The 18185-nt window shown below is 47.4% G+C and carries 24 protein-coding genes; 9 read left to right on the top strand and 15 right to left on the bottom strand.

The window, feature by feature from the left end:
- Positions 1 to 216: 216 nt before the first annotated feature.
- From E7X56_RS12220 to E7X56_RS11810, 7 genes are all read right to left on the bottom strand, one after another.
- Complete coding sequence (locus E7X56_RS12220; protein ID WP_256360058.1) at positions 217 to 351, bottom strand: hypothetical protein; 135 nt, start codon at positions 349 to 351, stop codon at positions 217 to 219.
- 231 nt (positions 352 to 582) lie between these two features.
- The gene (locus tag E7X56_RS09090) at positions 583 to 993 is read right to left on the bottom strand and encodes an HIT family protein (protein WP_135606453.1); all 411 of its coding nucleotides are present in this window, start codon (positions 991 to 993) and stop codon (positions 583 to 585) included.
- 98 nt (positions 994 to 1091) lie between these two features.
- Entirely contained in the window at positions 1092 to 1682 is a 591-nt protein-coding gene (locus E7X56_RS09095; RefSeq protein ID WP_135606454.1) for a sarcinarray family MAST domain-containing protein, read from the bottom strand.
- Positions 1679 to 5791 carry a hypothetical protein gene (locus E7X56_RS09100; RefSeq protein WP_244603478.1) on the bottom strand — a complete coding sequence of 1371 codons (4113 nt, stop codon included), beginning with the start codon at positions 5789 to 5791 and terminating at the stop codon, positions 1679 to 1681. Before E7X56_RS09100 ends, E7X56_RS09095 begins: the two co-directional genes overlap by 4 nt.
- Positions 5792 to 5938: 147 nt before the next feature.
- On the bottom strand, positions 5939 to 7123 hold the full coding sequence (locus E7X56_RS09105) for a hypothetical protein (protein ID WP_135606455.1): 1185 nt from the start codon (positions 7121 to 7123) through the stop codon (positions 5939 to 5941).
- 138 nt (positions 7124 to 7261) lie between these two features.
- Entirely contained in the window at positions 7262 to 7576 is a 315-nt protein-coding gene (locus E7X56_RS09110; protein ID WP_167879501.1) for a hypothetical protein, read from the bottom strand.
- A 16-nt stretch (positions 7577 to 7592) separates the two neighbouring features.
- Positions 7593 to 7760: a hypothetical protein gene (locus E7X56_RS11810; RefSeq protein ID WP_167879502.1), complete on the bottom strand. Its 168-nt coding sequence runs from the start codon at positions 7758 to 7760 to the stop codon at positions 7593 to 7595.
- A gap of 60 nt (positions 7761 to 7820) precedes the next feature.
- Between E7X56_RS11810 and E7X56_RS09115 the strand changes: the two genes are divergently transcribed.
- Positions 7821 to 8027: a hypothetical protein gene (locus E7X56_RS09115; RefSeq protein ID WP_135606457.1), complete on the top strand. Its 207-nt coding sequence runs from the start codon at positions 7821 to 7823 to the stop codon at positions 8025 to 8027.
- 49 nt (positions 8028 to 8076) lie between these two features.
- Here E7X56_RS09115 and E7X56_RS09120 read toward each other — a convergent pair whose 3' ends face one another.
- The gene (locus E7X56_RS09120) at positions 8077 to 8568 is read right to left on the bottom strand and encodes a metal-dependent transcriptional regulator (protein WP_135606458.1); all 492 of its coding nucleotides are present in this window, start codon (positions 8566 to 8568) and stop codon (positions 8077 to 8079) included.
- A gap of 224 nt (positions 8569 to 8792) precedes the next feature.
- Here E7X56_RS09120 and E7X56_RS09125 point away from each other — a divergent pair, with 224 nt between their 5' ends.
- The 7 genes from E7X56_RS09125 to E7X56_RS09155 are packed head-to-tail and all read left to right on the top strand — an operon-like array spanning position 8793 to position 12888.
- A complete protein-coding gene (locus E7X56_RS09125) occupies positions 8793 to 9032 on the top strand; it encodes a ferrous iron transport protein A (protein ID WP_135606459.1) in 240 nt (79 codons plus the stop codon).
- Between the two features lie 6 nt (positions 9033 to 9038).
- Positions 9039 to 9269, top strand: coding sequence for a FeoA family protein (locus E7X56_RS09130; protein WP_135606460.1), 231 nt, complete (start codon positions 9039 to 9041; stop codon positions 9267 to 9269).
- A 35-nt stretch (positions 9270 to 9304) separates the two neighbouring features.
- Entirely contained in the window at positions 9305 to 11332 is a 2028-nt protein-coding gene (gene feoB / locus E7X56_RS09135) for a ferrous iron transport protein B (protein WP_135606461.1), read from the top strand.
- A 21-nt stretch (positions 11333 to 11353) separates the two neighbouring features.
- Positions 11354 to 11794, top strand: a complete 441-nt coding sequence (locus E7X56_RS09140; protein WP_135606462.1) for a hypothetical protein — start codon at positions 11354 to 11356, stop codon at positions 11792 to 11794.
- 9 nt (positions 11795 to 11803) lie between these two features.
- Positions 11804 to 12094, top strand: coding sequence for a FeoC-like transcriptional regulator (locus E7X56_RS09145; protein ID WP_091687977.1), 291 nt, complete (start codon positions 11804 to 11806; stop codon positions 12092 to 12094).
- A 40-nt stretch (positions 12095 to 12134) separates the two neighbouring features.
- Positions 12135 to 12479 carry a hypothetical protein gene (locus tag E7X56_RS09150; RefSeq protein ID WP_135606463.1) on the top strand — a complete coding sequence of 115 codons (345 nt, stop codon included), beginning with the start codon at positions 12135 to 12137 and terminating at the stop codon, positions 12477 to 12479.
- Positions 12460 to 12888 (top strand): metal-dependent transcriptional regulator, encoded by a 429-nt coding sequence (locus E7X56_RS09155; protein WP_135606464.1) that lies wholly within the window; start codon positions 12460 to 12462, stop codon positions 12886 to 12888. The genes E7X56_RS09150 and E7X56_RS09155 overlap by 20 nt, the downstream gene beginning before the upstream one ends.
- 468 nt (positions 12889 to 13356) lie before the next feature.
- Here E7X56_RS09155 and E7X56_RS09160 read toward each other — a convergent pair whose 3' ends face one another.
- Positions 13357 to 13749, bottom strand: a complete 393-nt coding sequence (locus E7X56_RS09160) for a DUF2023 family protein (RefSeq protein WP_210409266.1) — start codon at positions 13747 to 13749, stop codon at positions 13357 to 13359.
- 52 nt (positions 13750 to 13801) lie between these two features.
- Entirely contained in the window at positions 13802 to 14242 is a 441-nt protein-coding gene (locus E7X56_RS09165) for a flavodoxin (RefSeq protein WP_135606465.1), read from the bottom strand.
- A 483-nt stretch (positions 14243 to 14725) separates the two neighbouring features.
- On the opposite strand from E7X56_RS09165, the gene E7X56_RS09170 reads away from it, so the two are divergent.
- Positions 14726 to 14989, top strand: a complete 264-nt coding sequence (locus E7X56_RS09170; RefSeq protein WP_091687983.1) for a FeoC-like transcriptional regulator — start codon at positions 14726 to 14728, stop codon at positions 14987 to 14989.
- Positions 14990 to 15056: 67 nt separating this feature from the next.
- On the opposite strand, the gene E7X56_RS09175 is transcribed toward E7X56_RS09170, so the two are convergent.
- The 5 genes from E7X56_RS09175 to E7X56_RS09195 form a co-directional block, all read right to left on the bottom strand.
- The gene (locus E7X56_RS09175; RefSeq protein ID WP_091687985.1) at positions 15057 to 15509 is read right to left on the bottom strand and encodes a metal-dependent transcriptional regulator; all 453 of its coding nucleotides are present in this window, start codon (positions 15507 to 15509) and stop codon (positions 15057 to 15059) included.
- Between the two features lie 103 nt (positions 15510 to 15612).
- Positions 15613 to 16587, bottom strand: a complete 975-nt coding sequence (locus E7X56_RS09180; protein ID WP_244603479.1) for a formylmethanofuran dehydrogenase — start codon at positions 16585 to 16587, stop codon at positions 15613 to 15615.
- Positions 16588 to 16593: 6 nt separating this feature from the next.
- Positions 16594 to 16962 carry an ATP-binding protein gene (locus E7X56_RS09185; RefSeq protein ID WP_135606466.1) on the bottom strand — a complete coding sequence of 123 codons (369 nt, stop codon included), beginning with the start codon at positions 16960 to 16962 and terminating at the stop codon, positions 16594 to 16596.
- Between the two features lie 30 nt (positions 16963 to 16992).
- On the bottom strand, positions 16993 to 17313 hold the full coding sequence (locus tag E7X56_RS09190) for a CGGC domain-containing protein (protein WP_371413364.1): 321 nt from the start codon (positions 17311 to 17313) through the stop codon (positions 16993 to 16995).
- Between the two features lie 27 nt (positions 17314 to 17340).
- A complete protein-coding gene (locus tag E7X56_RS09195; protein WP_135606468.1) occupies positions 17341 to 18123 on the bottom strand; it encodes a DUF166 domain-containing protein in 783 nt (260 codons plus the stop codon).
- Positions 18124 to 18185 lie beyond the last annotated feature (62 nt).

The following is an 18185-nucleotide window of genomic DNA, read 5'->3' on the forward strand; positions in this document are numbered from 1 at the left end:
AAAATTTTACGGAGGATGGACGAATGCATTAACTTCATCAATCACCCATCCTTTACATAAAATTAAGAAAGCAAAAAAGAAGATAACTCTTTACTGTATTACCGAATGCTCCGCTGCTATTCTCTTAAGATACTGGATGATGTGGACATGTGGGACAAGCTGCCCGTTGAAAACTCAATGATGCCCTTGATTCCCACTACTACTGGTTCAGTTCGCTTATTTCGGTCCTGTGTAGTAGTCCTGCTCCTTTGCGATCTTATGATAGTTCTTTGTGGTACGTATGAACAAGCACAGATTCCTGTCACTGTTTTGCTTACATGTTTCCATCGGTTGTTCAGACTCATCTCTCATTTCTTCATCTCCGTTCAGTTGTCTGTTAATATGGTCCCAAGCAGTTTTCCTGGAATCTTCTTACGTGTATGGAAGGATGCTGGAGTAAGATCTGCAGGGTACCCTGAACATAAGTTAAAAAGTGGAAGCATTTAATACTATCGATTTAGATGGCACATATTATTAATTAAGATAACAAAAAAAGATTTGATCGAATGATCCCAAAGAAAAGTCAAAAATGAGGATAACTCCTCACTCCATCACCAAAAGCTCCGCCATCTCCTCCAGATCATCCGCTGCGCCGTTTACAGACACGATGGAATGCATGGATCCGCCGCCATCTCCTTCGAATCTGGGGATGATATGGACATGGACATGCGAAACAACCTGGCCGGCGGCGGGCTTGTTGTTCAGGCCGATGTTCAAGCCGTCTGCGGATACGGCATCTTCTACCATTTTTGCCAGCATCCTGACGGTGGCGAAAAGTGCGCCGGCTTCCTCGGAAGGCATGTCGGTGAAGTTTTCGTAGTGTGTTTTCGGGACAACCACTGTGTGTCCTCTGGCACAGGGGTTTATGTCAAGGAAAGCATAGGCTACTTCATCTTCGTAGACCTTGTAGGAAGGGATCTCTCCCTTTATTATGTTACAGAACAGACAATCCATAGTTCGACTCCGCATCCTTATTTCACTCTACAATTATATATAGCATTCTACGGCATCAAAATTATTGGAATGTCTGGTCCCGTCCCAAAAAAGAATGGTTAGCACTTTTTGCGCAGGGCAACAAGTGCTATTGCCAGCAGGGCAGCCGGGAGAGTGAATGCGGGGGTCTGGTTGGTGTCGGTTTCCGGGGGTTCTGCTGGTGTGGTTTCTGGGGCGTCGTAGTATTCAGTGGAGATGTAGGGGAGGACTGCTGTGAAGCCAGAGCTAACTAGAGGTTCTGGGCTACTTGGATCTAATATTTCATAATGTAGGTCTATAGGAATTGTCCCATCTGCCCACTTTTCAGTAGGTGCAATTTTCCACTCATAAATTTGAGTTGAATTTGCTTCAAGTGTTGTTAGACCTGTATACTCTCCCATTCTTTTTGTGGATCCTTCAATTATTACAAAGTTGTCTTCACCAAGTTCAGTCAACACAACGTTAACAAAACTTTTTTGATAAACTGTGAGTTCAAATCTGAGTGTGAAAGTTTCCCCAATTTTTAAAACTGGTTTTGCAGCATCTAACTCTAATTCTTCTCCATTGTAATACACTTCATAAGTGTAAAGTTCTCCATAAGGATTGTATGCCAATGCACTGGTTGAAAAAGAAAACATTATTAGTGCGGCTAATAAGATGGTTTTTATCATAATTCACTCTCCCATTCATTTATTAATTCAGAGTATCCCGTTGAAGTCTCAGTTCTGCCATTAATTTTGTCACCAACCCCTTTTGGGCTAGGGCCAACGATGGTAGCAGCATATCCTTTAAAGTTGAATATAATAGGAGTATTTCGACCCAATTGAATAAATTGGTCATATGAGTTTCTTTTGAAAGGGTGATACACACTTTCTTCCTTTCTCACATACACTTGCCCCTCATGCCCGATATAAGTGTTCAAAATAACCTCATTGTCGTTATCGGTCACCCTGAAATACTCATACTTGCCGATCACATCGTAGGTCCAGACATTGACAGTGAACATCCAGTGCGGGGGAAGTACAGGCAATCCCATGGGGACGTGCTTCATGGTCTTTTCCAGACGTTTGTTGACCTTGTCCGCGACGTCCTCGCTCAACTGTGCAGTGGCATCGTCTGTAAGTTTCTGGAGCTCGTTGCTGACGGCTTCAAAGGATGCGTCGATCATTGCGCTGTTATCTATTATCACAACGCTGATGCCTTCAGCGATCCCCACGCGGACATCGGTGTCCAGGCGGTTCAGGACCGCATCCATCTCATCACCGGTGAGGGTGGGATTGTCCTTTATGACCGTTGCTCTCAGTTTTTCAGAGATCCCGTTGGGAAGGCTTCCGTCGGCAGACTGGTTGATGATCTCCCTGTTTGACAGGCTGTTGAGATGGTTCCGGGTGATGGTGGTCACTTCGGTCTCTGTGATCCAGAGAGATACCACAGGGTCAGCTTTCACTTCCTCTGCAATCATTTCCGGGATGTCATCTCTCATCCGGCTGCTGTAGGTGCTTGTCAGGCCGTTGACCCGTTGGTCCAGCGCTGTGGTGTCAAGGGGTATGGACTGCTCGCTCAGGTTCTGCTCGAGTAACTTTACCTCTGTACTGAGGTCCTCGATGCTGCTGCTGACCATCTGTGCAGTTGCTTCCTTTACAGGGCTGCTGGTCTCGTCCAGGAGGCCGGCAATGTCATCTGCAATGCCGGTGGAGAATACGCAGGTGTTCTTCACGCCCAGGGGGTAGATGGTCATTCCCTTCGGGTCCTTGAGCTCGTATTCTCCGTTCAGGTCGAACTCAGGATCATGGTACAGGTAATCCGGGTACTGGTCCACCACCAGCGTCATTCCTTCGGTCCAGTTGTACTTGCTCTCCGGCATGCCTGTGATGGTCATGGTATCGATGATCCCCATCTCGGTCCCGAGTGCGGTGCCGGCCATGCTCACGGCGGGATTGTTGAAAAGTGAGAGTGAGCCGGATGTCACGCTGTCCAGTGCTCCGGTGTCAAGGCCGGGGATGTCAACATTCGCTTCAGTGAGCTTCTCCAGCAGGTAATCATTAAGATCGCTGTTCAGCTTCCGGTTCTGTGAGATTATCTCATCCATCAGCTTCAGGTAAGCCTCATTTTTTGCAATATAGCGCGCTGCATCGCTGCTGGTGTACATCTCGCCACCTGTCAGGTACTGTTGCCTGTTCACATAGTTCTCAGTATCATCCCTGAGGTCGGCTGTCAGCTCCTTTGCAGCCTCGTACCTGAGAAGTGTCGGATCTGCACCGGGATCGCCCATCAGGGACACGTTCACGGCCGGGTCCGCTGCTTCGATGGAGCCGACCATTTCCAGCAGTTCATCTGCCATCATTTTGTGGAGCCAGTCGGGGATATCGCACTCCACCTTCTGTTCCGGGATGTAGTAGTCGTTGGGGAACAGCCGGTATCGTGTCTCTATCCCATGGATATCGATGTACTGCTCAGCATACTTATCAGCAGCATCACTGCAGGCAGGGTCCTGGCGTTCGATCCCGTCAACCTCTATGGTGGTCATGCGGTACTCCCGGGTTACCGGGTCGGTGTAGGTGTCAATACCTTCGTAGGTTCCTGTGGGCGGGCGTTTGTGGTATATGATGCTCAGTTTCTCAGTTTCTGTCTCAAGGTGCGAGGTCGAGCGTGTGTCCGTGGTTGTGATGAATTCTGTCTTTGACCCTGTGCCGGTTGATGAATAATGGCTGTATTCCGGTATCTTGGCACCGAATGCATTGGTATGGTAGCCTGTGATCACTTTCCACTTGTAATTGTAGGAGTAGGTGTAGTATATCTTCCATCTCGAACTGACGCGGTAGTCGATATTGTATGTCACATTCCAGTCGAAAACATGGTCTTCACGTTCCAGGTATCCGTCAGTGCGCACCATGCCGGTGACATTATCGTTCTCTTTGTGGCGGAAAACCGGTGTTATTGTAACCTCAGTTTCCACAGAATCAAGAGACACGGTGGCACCTGTCAGTTTCCAGCTTGTGAGCCTTCCCCGGGGCGGATCGATCTTCGGAGATAGTGTCCGGTCATATGATCGGGTCCATGTTCCATTCCAGGGATATGATGGCTCAATAGCTCCGGTATGCTCTCCCTCGATATCATACGAGGCTTTCCAGGACACCGTGTGCGAGTCATAGGAGGATGAATCCACCTTCCCGTTGGTCTCAGTGAACATCGGGAATGTGTCATTGAAACCGTCCCTCCTGACCTGTGCCTGCACACCGGCAGAATATACCTCCCGGGCAACATCGTGCACAAGATCATTTTCCTCGGTCCAGACGTGGTCATTGAACACCCAGCCGTCCACCAGGCTCGGGATGTAATCCGATGCTGCCACCCGGATCGTCGACTGTTCCTCCACCTGCTCGAAGCTTGTGCCGGTCTCTGTCATCGACTCACTGATACCTTCCTCGATGTCCACGCTGAACGAACCGTTCTTTGCCAGCTTGTCGTAGGTGGATGTCAGGTTGGCAGAGCCGTTAATGTCGTACTGGTCGGCTGTCCCATGCACATCCTCGTAGAACACCTTGCCATTGTAATATGTAGTGTACATCAGTGCCCAGGGGTCTACCGAATCAAATATGCGCTTCTGGGAATAGGCTGTCCCGGCATTGACAGCAGATGCCAGTGCGGGATTGGTGATGATGTTCAGTGGCCCGTTGGCATAGTGCTGCCACGGTCCGTAGGTGAACGAGCGTATGTTCATGGCACCAAGGACGATGTTCGATGTCTCGGCACTGTTCAGTGAGCGCTCATATTCCGTAGTAAGCTCTTCAAGCAGTGGTTCCCTTGAGGTCACAAGCGTGGAGATGTCCATGCTGCGGTCGAAGGAGTCGCCGGTCTCAAGGTCAACAAGTGTATAGTTCAGGTCCCTGATGGATAATGTGTGATAGATGGAATAGGTCCTGTTATCATCGTTTATCTGCCTCTCAAGTGTCCCGTTGATCTCCTCGATCACTATCTGGTGCGGCTGGATGTCCGGCTCCACGTTGATGGCATACTTGTCATAGACATATTGATCGTACTGGTAGTTCCCTGTGATCAGTTCGTTGAAATGCTTTGCAGAGATGTCCTTCACAGGGTTCATGGCAACAGTGAACCAGTCGGTGGCCTTCACATTACCTCCGCAGTCAAGCTCAATGGTCCCGTATCCGGGATCGATCTCCAGTGGCAACAGGAAATTCTCCTCAAAGGACACGGTCTTCCAGATGCTGACAGCTTCACCGTAGTCCACGGAAGCTACTCTGTCCTTTATCCTCAGTATGATGTTCTGGTCTTTCCAGAGCGAGGATATGCTGTACCACACATCCGATGGCAGGTCAACCCTGACATATAATGTATCCCCGGCCTCAAGGTCATGGGTGCGGGCATTGACCATAAAATCATCCTCCGAGGTCGTACCTCCGGACGAGCTCACAGGCTGGATGATCGGGTGCTCACCTTTCCATTTCAGGGCTTCCATCCCTGCATAATTGAGACATCTTGAAAGGTCCGCAGAAGCAAACCCGATGGCTACCTTTTCAGGATCCGTCTTCTCGGTGGTATAGATGGTCTGTGCGATGTCGTAATCCGTCTGCAGGAAGTATGCTGACGTGAGCACAGCTCCGAGTATGACAAAGATACCGATGACCGAGAAAGGAATGTACGCATCGGCATTACGGGCAAGTAAGTTCACTTTTTTCAGTGGTTTCCAACACTTGTATGCGGTTCGCTTCGTTTTTCTGTCCTGTGCAGTTCGTGAGTGATGCACAGCTTCGTTTTTCATGGCTCCACCTGCCATCTGTCCTCATTTTATCTTAAGGGGACAGGTCAATCTGGCAAGTCTTCCGGTTAATGGTTTATATAAATATTTAATAGCAGCAACCCTATTATTTTAGAAGTTAAAAATTACAAACAGAAGCAGGATCGGAGTTCATTCAATGTTCTTCTCTTTCCTGATCGCAGTGGATGAAATGCCGTTGTCCCGATAATCTTCCAGGGGTACGACCTCACAAAGGTTACAGACCTCCGTTTCGATCTCTGGCTCCACACCCTTTCTCCTGAACACCAGGAAACGGATGTTCTTTTCCCTGAAATGCTCAAAAAGGGCCTTCATATCTTCCTCGCTGCGGTAGTATCTGACCTCGAAAAGACGGTTGGCGGTATCTGCTCCCACAATGAACGTAGCGCTTTCGAAAAGGTTTGCCTTCTGCAGGAACAGCGGTGCAGCGGTGAGATACACATTACCCATGAACTCACGGTCGCTATACATCTTAAGGGACTCAAGCCGCTGCCTTAGAGAGATAAAATCGATGGGCGGTTTATCCACGTTTGTCAGTGAGATCTCAAAATGGACAGGTTTCCCGTATCTCCTGAAAGCCTGCTCTGCCATTGCGATATGGTTCCTGTGGCATGGGTTGAACGAACCTGAAAAAATGATCTCCGGCCTGTCTTTGATCTTCCTGTTCCCTATATCAATTTCCACAAGATCGGAGGTATGTTCCAGGTCTTTCATTATCCTGTCAGGCTGGGCAAGTATCCTGGCAACATCTTCCCCTACGGTCGCTTCTTCAGATTCGACAGTCTCTCTTTGACCTAAAACGTCATCAATGAGTGAATGACCCTCTTCCAGACCGCACTCCCTCGCAAGTGTCTCAATGAGCATGCATGAGGCGATACGTTCCTCTTCCTCCCGGGAGCGTCCCTGCAGAAGCCGGAGGCTGCTCACTGATGTTTTGTAGTACGATTGTATGGCAACATAGATCTCATGTTCGCGCCCTTCCCTTTCGTCCACTCCCTTTGCAAGTTTGCAGGTCATGGAAACTCCCATCACATCGGTCCTGTCGATACTGTCGTTTTCCTGCAATAGCTCCAGGGCACGTCGATAGGCTGCCATTGCCATTGACCTTGCAGTTCCCTGCGAGGCGTACTTTTCCGGGGTCTTTCCTATGAACCGGTCAAGTGAGACTGAACTGTATGGGACTATTGCTTCAAGAAGTGTTGACGACCCGCTTCCGTGCCTTAAAAGTTCTCCGATAGCTTCGCTGCCTCCGCCTGTTATTGCAAGAACGATCTTGCATGGATGTTGGTTTATTTTCAATATGATCTCACTTGTCATAAATTGCCATTTCATATATTTTTATATAAATATAATGTTTCTTGTTTCCAATGACGTCTAATTTCCTTTTTCTCATTCTCTTTTAGGTTCTATAATCATATTTCGAATGCTTATATTTCTTTGAAGTCTCGTACATTATTAGGATCTCAAAAACATTAATTTGTTCTCACCATGTTGTACATCACACATACTATTAGGATGGGCAAAATTTGTGAGGAACTTCAATATGGCTGAAAAAACATTGAACCCAATTTTGAGTGTCAAACTTGGGATGTAATCGGGGCCACCCGCCAGCAAGCCTGCGCCATCTGCCAGCAACATAAATACCTGATAGATTCCGACGCTGTGCATGGTTCTGAATGGGATATACGAGTTGCCCGTACCATCATGAGTCTCGCGGGTGTTTCTCCTGAGTCCTTTGGGATAAAGGATGGGATAGCTGAACATTTCCATGGCATTCTCCTTGACATTACCGAACAAAAGGACAGTAGATCGCACGGAGCAAGGCACTGGAAACACAGAAAGCACTACTTGCGAGGCAGACCGCACTGGAGACCATTATCAACAACAGTCCTGCCACCGCGTTCTGCTGGAAGGCGGAAGAAAAATGGCCCACTGAGTTCGTGTCAGAGAACATCACACAGCTTGGCTATACAGTCGAGGACTTTACCTCTGGGCGCGTCCTGTACGGGACCTTGTGCATCCCGATGACCTGCCGGATGTTGAGACCGAGCTCGAAGAGACCGGTATGGAAGGGGGCAGGGAATTTGTCAAAGAGTACAGGATACTGACAGGATCAGGGATGTACGGCGGGTTGAAAAAAATACCTTTATCCAGCCGAGGATGGCGTGATCACCCATTACCAGAGCATCATTTGATATTACAGAACGCAAACAAGGTATGAACTAAAAAACGTTTGAACATTGATGGGCGAGATGGCAACGCCATCCCGTTCATTCGCTGTTCTTCTTTATCCCATGCACGGGACAGCTATCCTGTGTTGCAGGGGTGCATTCAACGTATTCCCCGGTATTATAGAAATACCTGAAATGCTCTAACCACAGCGGCAATTCCTCTTTCTTATTGATGAACTCAACGAACTTCGTGAACACGTCCAGGGTCTCGTGGGTGAGACCGTGCTCTATCCTGCATGCATCCTCATCGGCTGTTTTAGCATCAACTCCCAGTATCTGGAGGAATTCCTGCAGGACCTCGTATTTTTCCTCGGTTGCCCTGGCGATCTCCTCTCCTTTTGGGGTCAGGGTGACGGCACCGTATTTTTCGTAATTGATGTAACCTTCCCTGTTCAGTTTCTTGAACATCCCTGTGACACTGGAGGGGTTCAGTCCCATGATCTCAGAAATGTCCTTCACCCTCGCGTACCCTTTCTTCTTTATAATTGAATCCAGCATTTTCAAATAATCTTCAGTTCTTTCTGTTGCCATACTTGATCAACCTGTTTTGGTTTGCCAAAATATATTTGGGACTTGGTGGCGGTCGTATATAAATATGGCGTTAGTCTGCTGCTGGAATACAAAAATACAGATCTGTGACAGATCTGCACATATCTCTGCCAGATGTTTAGGTTCGACAAAACTTTTATATATATCCATTCCTTTTTGGTATACAAACATTATATTGTATTAACAAAAAATGGAGTTTGATCTAAATGTCCGAAACTACGCTTAACCTGCTCGAACCGGGCAGCAAAGCAAAAGTAATACAGATAACTGGCAGGGGCTCTGCCAGAAGAAGGATCCTTGACATGGGAATGGTGCCGGGAGCCGAGATCGAGATGATAAGGAAAGCCCCTATGGGAGACCCTCTGGAGTTCCTTGTCAAAGGCTACAACCTGTCCCTGAGAAAAGCAGAAGCTGAACTTATCGTGGTCCAGCCCCTGGGAGCGTGAACTGCCATGCCCCATGTTCTACCTCTGACCATGATGCCTGAAGGAAAAGAGGGAAAAGTTGTTTCTATCAACGCGGGTCAGGGCCTGAAACGACGTCTGGTCGAGATGGGGTTTTGCGAGGGCAGTCTTGTCATGGTCCACAGGTCTGAGCGGGGTGCCCTGGTTGTCGTTGTGAACGGTATCAAATACGCCCTGGGCAAAGGTATGGCTACAAAGATAATGGTGTCAGAAACGTAAACTTACAAATTATAGAAATAAAGGATAGGATCCGTATGGAAAAGAAAAAAATAACCATCGCCCTGGCAGGTAATCCCAATGTTGGAAAGACCACCTTGTTCAATGCGATCACAGGTGCAAGACAGCATGTGGGGAACTGGCCGGGGGTGACGGTGGAGAAAAAGACCGGAAAGAGAACGTACAAGGATACGGAGATAGAGGTCGTGGACCTTCCGGGGACGTACAGTCTCACGGCATACTCCATTGACGAGGTAGTGGCACGGGACTATGTGGTGGAAGAGAAACCGGATGTGGTGGTACAGATCGTGGATGCCACGAATCTTGAGAGGAACCTGTATCTCACCACACAGTTGATGGAACTTGGTTCCAGGGTGGTCATAGCCCTCAATATGTGGGACCTTGCAGAGTCCAGGGGAGATAAAATAGACACAAGAAAGATGGAAGATTTCCTGGAGATCCCTGTTGTAAAGACAGTTGGTAACAGGTCAGAAGGGATCGACGCTCTCTTGGAAGAGGTCGTCAGGGAAGCCGACAAGGGTGAACACCACGAACACGAGGTAAGCTACGGTGATGATATCGAGAAAAAGATCATCGAGCTGGATGGAATTGTTGGTAAAGACAGCGCACTGTCAGGCAAGTATCCGGTGCGATGGTTGAGCGTGAAGCTGCTGGACGGCGATGAGAACATCCTGGAAAAGATCGAGGGAAGTTCAGTGGCTACCCAGGTCAACAGTGTGCTCAGCGCGATCAAAAAGGAAGATTATGAAGCAGCCATGGCAGAGAAACGATACGAGGCCATCAATACGGTGCTTCCTCAGGTCTGCGCCAGATGTGTCAAAGAGGTGACATTCTCGGATATGATCGACAGGGCGGTCACCAACAAGTATCTTGGAATCCCTATATTCTTAGCCATGATGTGGGCGGCGTTCGAGGTGACGTTCACGGTCGCAACCCCGCTCATGGAATTCGTTGATATGTTCTTTGGCTGGCTGGCCGGGGTGGTTGCAGATAGCATCACAAATCCCGTGCTTGGGTCCCTGCTGGGCGATGGTATCGTCGGCGGTGTGGGCGCTGTTATGATATTCCTCCCCAATATCCTGTTACTGTTCCTCATGATCTCGTTGCTGGAAGATTCTGGATATATGGCACGAGCCGCGTTCGTCATGGATAAGCTCATGTACAAGATCGGTCTGAATGGACGATCGTTCATTCCACTGTTGATGGGGTTCGGCTGTAATGTGCCTGCGATCATGGCCACCCGGACCATCGAGGATGAAAAGGACAGACTGGTGACAATTCTTGTGAACCCATTCATTTCCTGCGGTGCACGATTGCCGGTATATCTCATGCTGGCAGGAGCGTTCTTTGGAAGACAGGCAGGCTCAGTGATCTTTGGTATATACATATTAGGTATCATCGTTGCCATACTCTCTGCAAAATTGATACGTGGCACAGTGGTAAAAGGCAAACCGTCTCCCTTTATCATGGAACTGCCCCCATACCGGCTTCCCACAGCCAAGGCAAGTGCGATACACATGTGGGAAAAAGGTTCCATATACCTGAAAAAGGCAGGTACTATCATCCTGGTTGGTGTTGTCTTTGTGTGGTTGCTGTCAGCCATCCCGGCTCCGGGAGTGGATGCAGCGTTCGCGTCCGAGGAGATCCTCGGTACAGAAGATTCCATGATAGGTGTGCTAGGGCACGTAATGGAGCCCCTTGTCTCACCTCTCGGGTTTGACTGGAAAGTAGCAGTAGCCCTGGTCTTTGGATTCATTGCCAAGGAGATCGTGATAGGTTCCATGGGAGTGCTGTACGGAACAGGGGAGGACGAAGACGCCCTTGCTGAAATCTTAACAGCAGGAGCTATGAGCCCGCTGACAGCCCTTGGGCTGATGGTATTCACACTCCTGTACGTGCCATGCATTGCATGTGTTGGTGTGGTAAAGAAGGAAACCGGTAGCTGGAAATGGACGCTCTTTATGATGGCCTATGGAACAACACTGGCATGGATAGCTGCATTCCTCATCTACCGCATAGGTACAGCCATAGGATGGGGAGTATAAACTTGAATAGAGGTGATATTAATGGCAAATACAAATAAAATGATCTTTGCAATGGTGGCAGGAATACTCTATGTAGTATTCGGTATTCTGAAGATGCTGGAAGGATTCGGGATCGAGACAGGTCTGGCCGGATCGTTGCTGATCCCAGGGGATTTCTTCGGAGGCTTCTGCTTTGTCGTGATCGGGGCTGTGTTCCTGTACGCGGGCAAAGAGCTGAGTGCAGGGGTGCACATGGGCGTATCCTACGTCTATGTCGGCATCCTGATGTCACTGGTGTTCATGGCAGTCTATCTCCTGGTCATGGGGTCAGATATCCTTATGTTCTACGTGGTAAAGAGCGAGGACTACGAAGGATGGCGCATTATTGACAGCATGAGGCCTGGCATCTACCTCGGGCTTCTGTCCCTTATCGGGTACTTCTTCTGGAAGGACAGGTTCACCACAGAGATGACAAAGGCTTGAGATGATGAAATGAGAATCGGCTATCGATACATGCTAAAGGAGGTCGCAACGACTCTGTCTCAGGACAACATAACCTTCGGGGAACTTTCCCGAAGGCTTAACCTGGGCACAAAAGAGTTGAAGGACCTTCTTGAGTCCATGGAACATGAAGGCGACATCGAGAGCACATGCATGAGCTCGCCTCCTGCCACAACAAGTTGCGCAGGTTGTGGCATGGGGCACGCCTGTTCCGGATCGAATCTTGGCATCGGAAAAACATATCGTCTTACCGAGAAAGGAAGAAAGGTATGTTGTGAATAATGCCATTTAGAAAATAATGAACAAAAGGGGGGAGTAGTTCATGATAATCGGATACAAAACCATCTCAAGGAGGATACTGGACCTTGTATCACAGGGGAACACGACCTTTGACGAGATAATCGGCAAACTGGGAATAACACGTAATGAACTGGAATTTATACTGGAGTTAATGGAACACAGAGGTTATATCAACAAATCGGGTTGTGATTCCCAAAACAGCTCTTGCTGCCCAATGATTTGCTCACCATTGGACAGTTATTCGATCTATTCGCGCGGGGTTACATACATCCTTGCAGAGAAGGGATTTGGGGCTTGTCATAACATAACGAAATACCACGTGCAAAGAGGGATCCAGGGTATCGGCCATGCTGTCACGGAAAGCTGAAGATTATCTGGAAGCTATTCTTAATATCACAGATGATAAAGGATACGCAAGAGTAAAGGATGTAGCCGATTCATTGGATATCAGGTCTCCAAGTGTTACTGAAATGGTACAGAAACTTGACAGGTTGGGTTATGTAATTTACAGGAGATATGAAGGTGTGACACTGACTGAAAGGGGCAGGGAGGTCGCACTGATTATAAAGGACCGCTACGATGCTTTGAAAGCTTTTCTGGAGATCATAAGTGTACCCAGAGAGATCGCCGATAAGGATGCATGCACAATGGAACATGAACTAAATGATATTACGACAAAACAGATCAAGAACTTTGTTAAATTTGTGGAGACCGCCCCTGACTCTTCTCAGTGGCTTGACCGTTTTGAGAGGTTCTGCTCAACAGGAAACAAATAAATCCCCGATCTGTGTGGGTATCTTTGTGTTCCTATCATTTTATCGCCCTTCTGTTTTTCACAAGCTTCATGAACCTATAGCATTTGTTATTCATCGGTTCGCTACGTGTTTAAGCTGAAACGTTCCGCCCCCGGACACTGCAAGTTTGTCTTTTACTTCACTGCCAGATAAATATGAGGATTGACCTGGAGGGGTTGTGAGTGACAGATCATGAGGTTACTGGCAGTAGAATCATTTATCCACAAAAAACTCGAAGAGGAATGGTTTTTAGCTACACTCATAACAAAAAATCCGTGTCAATCCGTTTCTGGAAAAATTAAAGATCCCCTAAGTTCGAAACTTTCCTCGTGCGACACGGATTGGGACCATATCTTTATCAGATACAGATCTGCACAGATTTACACATATCATATAAAAACATTGAAGAGGCAAAAAATAATACAGATCGAAGTATCCCCCTGATTTGAGTTACCCTATAAGTACTTCGACCATTCCATTCTTATCGTTCCTTTCTAGGAAACGTTCACACTGCTTCAATCGATCGTAACCAAGCATGATGCCGAGAATAAAATCTTCCTCATCTGTGCACTCCGATCGATTCTTTTTGCCTATGCTTTTAAGGACATTGATACATCTCTCGTCCCCGAAGAATACATTTACTTTTGTATCTGCAGGCGAATGAATAAGATAGGCTATATTGTTCTTTTCGAGTATCCTGACCATCTCATCCTGGAAGTCACTGGTGGTCGTGTGCAGGATCAGGTCTCTGAGTCCTTTCTGGTATTCATACATATGATGCCGGAACACCTGCATATTACCGTCAAAATACGTCCTCAATAGTTCTTCAGTTACGTTCTTCAATTGAATTTCACCCTGTTATCGGTTTATGATATAGAATCACTTGTGACCTCGATCAACTTGCTGCCTGGACAACCTTTTCCGCCCACTCTTCTGCCTTGTCAAGCTGGGCATCCACATCACCATCGATCTTCAGACCTTCGACAATGACCTGTGCACCGCAGTCCTTTAACCTCTCTTCGAGCATGTTCACAGCCTCACAGAACAGTGAGTAATCACTATCCCCTGGTCCGAAACAGGCAGCTTTCTTCCCACTTAGGTCGATATCCTTCATGCCATCTTCAAAAGAGATGAAGTCATCCTGCAATTCACCTTCTCCCCAAGTTGAACATCCCAGAAGGATCAGGTCATAGGCAGTCAGGTCAGACGGCTGCAGGTCCGTTACTTCCACCAGCTCGACGTCCCCATTGGATCTTTTCAGCGTATCTTCGATCTCCTCAGCCAAGGTTTGGGTGTTCCCTGTAGTACTTCCATACACAATAATGTTTTTCGTCATATTTTGTCCTCGATTTTTCCGATTGGTTTACTTTTGGTTAACCCACAATTTTATTGTCATGCAAACAGAGTGCGAATATTATATATGCTTTTTGTAGTTACTAATTTAGTTTGGTATACAAACAAACGAGTGTTTTCCTGTTAAGCAGGTGGTAATAATGTGTGTTGATTCTGCGTGGCGGTCAAAAACGTTGGTGTTAAACTTTTTAGGAGGTGTTATCCTCCCAATATCCTTTCCTTACGGCTAGATAGTTCAACACCCATTCTGGTGTTTTAAATATTGAGAAATGCTCAAAAAATTAGCCAAAAAATTTGCTTTGAAAAAATCAGCAGTTAATCGCAATTCTCTGTAGATCTTAAGAACTGGGTCCCGATGGATGACATGAAGCCTGGCATATTTCTGGGTATCATTTCATTGATCGGTTATCTTGCATGGAAAAAAGACTTCCCGGTATTGTCGGGCATTTGATCAGGAGGTTATGGAATGGTAGTTGGGTTCAGATACGTTCTAAAACAGATTCGTGATGTTGGTGGACATCTAACTTTTAACGAGCTTGCAAAGAAGTTGGATATTAGTAAGAACCAGCTAAATGGTATGATCGATATGATGGAAAAAATGGGATATATTGAAATAACCGACAGCAGATCATGTTCATCGATCTCTGGATCCTGTTCAGGCTGTTGTGGCAGAAGCTGCGGGACTGGTTATTCCAGCGTCCCTCAGATACAACTCGGACCTACAGTTTAACTCGAAAAGGGGAAAAAGTGTGTAACATATCGTGATGATCTGTTCATACTGTTCTTCTTCGTATTTTTTAATTTTTAGACTTGTCACATTTTGGGATCTTGCCAGTTTCACAGTAAATTTTAAAGTTGCTCAAAAAGTTTGGCATATCATCATTGCGGTGGACGAATTCACTGAATTTCGTGAGTTTTTCAAGTGTCTGGGGTGTAACAGCATGCTCCATCTTGCATGCATCGTCATCAGCGGTGAGCTCATCAACTCCAAGCAGGATCAGGAACTCATGCAGGACACTGTACTTTTCCTTAGTGCTCCTGGCAACTTTCCTTCCTTCCGGAGTGAGGGTAACTCCTCCGTATTTCTCGTAATTGATGTATCCCTCTTTGGTTAGCTTCTTGAACATTCCGGTAACACTGGAAGGGCTGACATTCAGGAACCGCGCAATATCCTTAACCTGCGAGTATCCTTTTTTCTCAATTATGGTGTCAATAGCCTTCAGGTAATCTTCAGTTCTCTCAGTAGTCAAGCATATCCAACCTTTTTCGGTATATCTAATACTATCAGGATACAATTTTGGTTTATATATATTTTATGTAGGAAGGGTTTCAAGGCATACCAGATTCGTCTTCTCAGTCCACTTTCCGCATAACGATGGAACCGTCCCTCATCTTCACCTTGATATACTGAGCTTTCTCCTCGCCGACCTCGTACTTGTTGTAAAGCATGGACTCCACGCGCCCCGAGCCGGTGAGTTTCCGTACGGTCGAGCTGTCCTTGCCTCCCATCCTCATTTTCTCAGCCGGGGGTGCGGGTGGTATCTTCTTTCTGGAATAGATGGTGCCACCAAGCATGCCTGCACCGGCATATCCTTTCGCATCATTGAACAGCAGGACGCCGGCTTTCATGTAAGCACCTGCAAATTCACCTACAGTGCCTTCGATCACAACATTGCCGCCGTTCAGGTGTGCACCGGTGTTGAGCCCTGCATCGCCCCTGACCGTGATGGTACCGTTCTCCATAAGGAGTCCGGTGCCGTTGTAAACATGTCCTTCGACAATGATCTCTGCATTGCAGTCACATCTTGAAGCAAGGGTTCCGCGGAGGATGTTGTCTGTCAGTACCAGTTCTTTGTTCCCTGCATCGAAACTGTTCCCAATGGGGACTTCGGAGCTGTTGCCACAGAGCAGCTCTGTGATGGAAATGAACTTCCTGTATCCTTCCTCATCGGAACTGACCTCGATGATGTTTCCCAGTGGCTCCTCAATATCTCCCTTCAGGTAAAGCGTGCCTGCTGACATTGCCATCCCTGCTTCCGGCCCTATATCGCCTTCTACGAAGATACGTCCGGCAGGCTCGGTCTTACCCGTCCCGCCAAAATGTGCAAGGTCAACCCCCAGGCTATATGCGAACCTTGAACCGACACTTCCCTTTATGTGAACGTCCTCTCCTTTTTTGAGTTCGTCCACAAGCTGCCTGTATGTATATTCAGTACTTTTCTGGTGCGGGATAACTGCACCGGGTTCAAGTTCTTTTTCATGCCAGTAGAAATTGAACGTGTAGTCGCAGAGGTGATCCGGTCTTGATGTGAGTTCAAGCTCTATCAATTTGCTTCACCCATGGATAAGCTGGGGCAGACAGCGTGTACAGACCCAGAGACTCTCCATCTTATGCCTCATAGGCATGAGGTACCTTTCATCTTCCCCGGTACCGCAGCTGAAACACCTGATGGAGACATCAGTGCTCTTTGGCTGTGCCTCTGCTTTTTCAGCATTGAACTCCACGGTCTGTCTCTCTTCGATGGTGATAGCTCCCTCAGGACAAACACCAATGCAGAATCCCATGCCATCGCAGAGTTCTTCGGAAACGACCTTTGCCTTGCCGTCGATTATCTGTATGGCTCCTTCGGCACAGGGAGAAACACATTGACCACAACCTGTACACTTATCTTCATCGATCTTAACTATCATGCGTTTAACCATTGTATCCTCTCCATTCTCAATTATTAGTTATCAGTGATGTGTTCCCTCAACAATTTTGATACCTGCATTTTCGATGGTTCTCTTGATGGTATCGATATGCGGGCACTCCGGGTAGTTCTTCATCTGCAGGCATGAGCTCAGGTGTATCACATCCACTCCGTTTTTCCGGAGTGAGCGCACCAACCGGAATACGCGTCTGCCTGAGCAGCCTCCGCATGTGAAGAAAGCAACCATTTGTGTATTATCATCATAGTCGGCGAACTTTACTCTCCGTTCGTTGAAAGCTTTAAAGCATCCTGTTCCCGGGCAGGCCTCGGATACGATATCGCATCTGAGAACAGCTATCTTCAAAGGGTTATCTTCAGTAATGTTCTCACCTCATTTTTCATCTTCAGACGGAACTTCTTCTTTTTTATTTTTAATATGGGCTGCTTCTTCAACGCTTTTCCTGATTATGTATCCGGCTTCATGCAGGATTGTATCTTTCAGTTGCGGGTCCTTGTCCATACTTGCAGTACATGGGTATGCGTGGTGTGCTCCGGATACGGTCTCCTTGTAGACTTCGGTATCCGTCCAGCCAAGTTTTTTAGCGACATACCATGTGGATCCGCATGGAGCGTCCCTCAGGACCTTTGCATGTGTGAATATGTTCCTTTCTTTGTCTACCTCTATGGCAAGCAGAGGCCTGCCAAATCCCATATCTACAAATTCATCGATCAGTGTCTTTCCTGTCTTTACAAGTGAGCAGAATGGTTTTGGGAACTCACAGTCTGTTCCCTCTGCTTCAAGGCTTTCCTTTATTTGCTGGACAAGTCCGGCAGGTGCAAGTTTCGGAACTTCTATGGGTGCGATAACAGCCTTTGCACCTGACATCTCCGCCATCTTCGGTAGGACGGAAAGAATGTCCGGATGAAGGTCTATGGCGATCAGCAGATCACATTTGCCCATATTCTCAGGCAGGTATTCTTCAGGCTCTTCGATGAATTGTGGCAGGTCGGCCGGGAACTCGTATATGTCAACGATCCGGTCAGCATACGATCTCTTTTTCTCTCTGCAATGGTCACAAAGTTCTCCGCAGGATGTGCAGAATGTGCTGGAATTCACCACATTGCCGATAACCTTCCTTCCGAACTCTCCGGTATAATAAAAGCTGATCTGCATGGTCTCCTCTATATTCATCAGGAAAATAAGCAGGGTCCTTTGTCCGGATCACCCTGTAGATC

The organism is Methanococcoides sp. NM1 (assembly GCF_900774285.1).
GTDB classification, from domain to species: domain Archaea; phylum Halobacteriota; class Methanosarcinia; order Methanosarcinales; family Methanosarcinaceae; genus Methanococcoides; species Methanococcoides vulcani.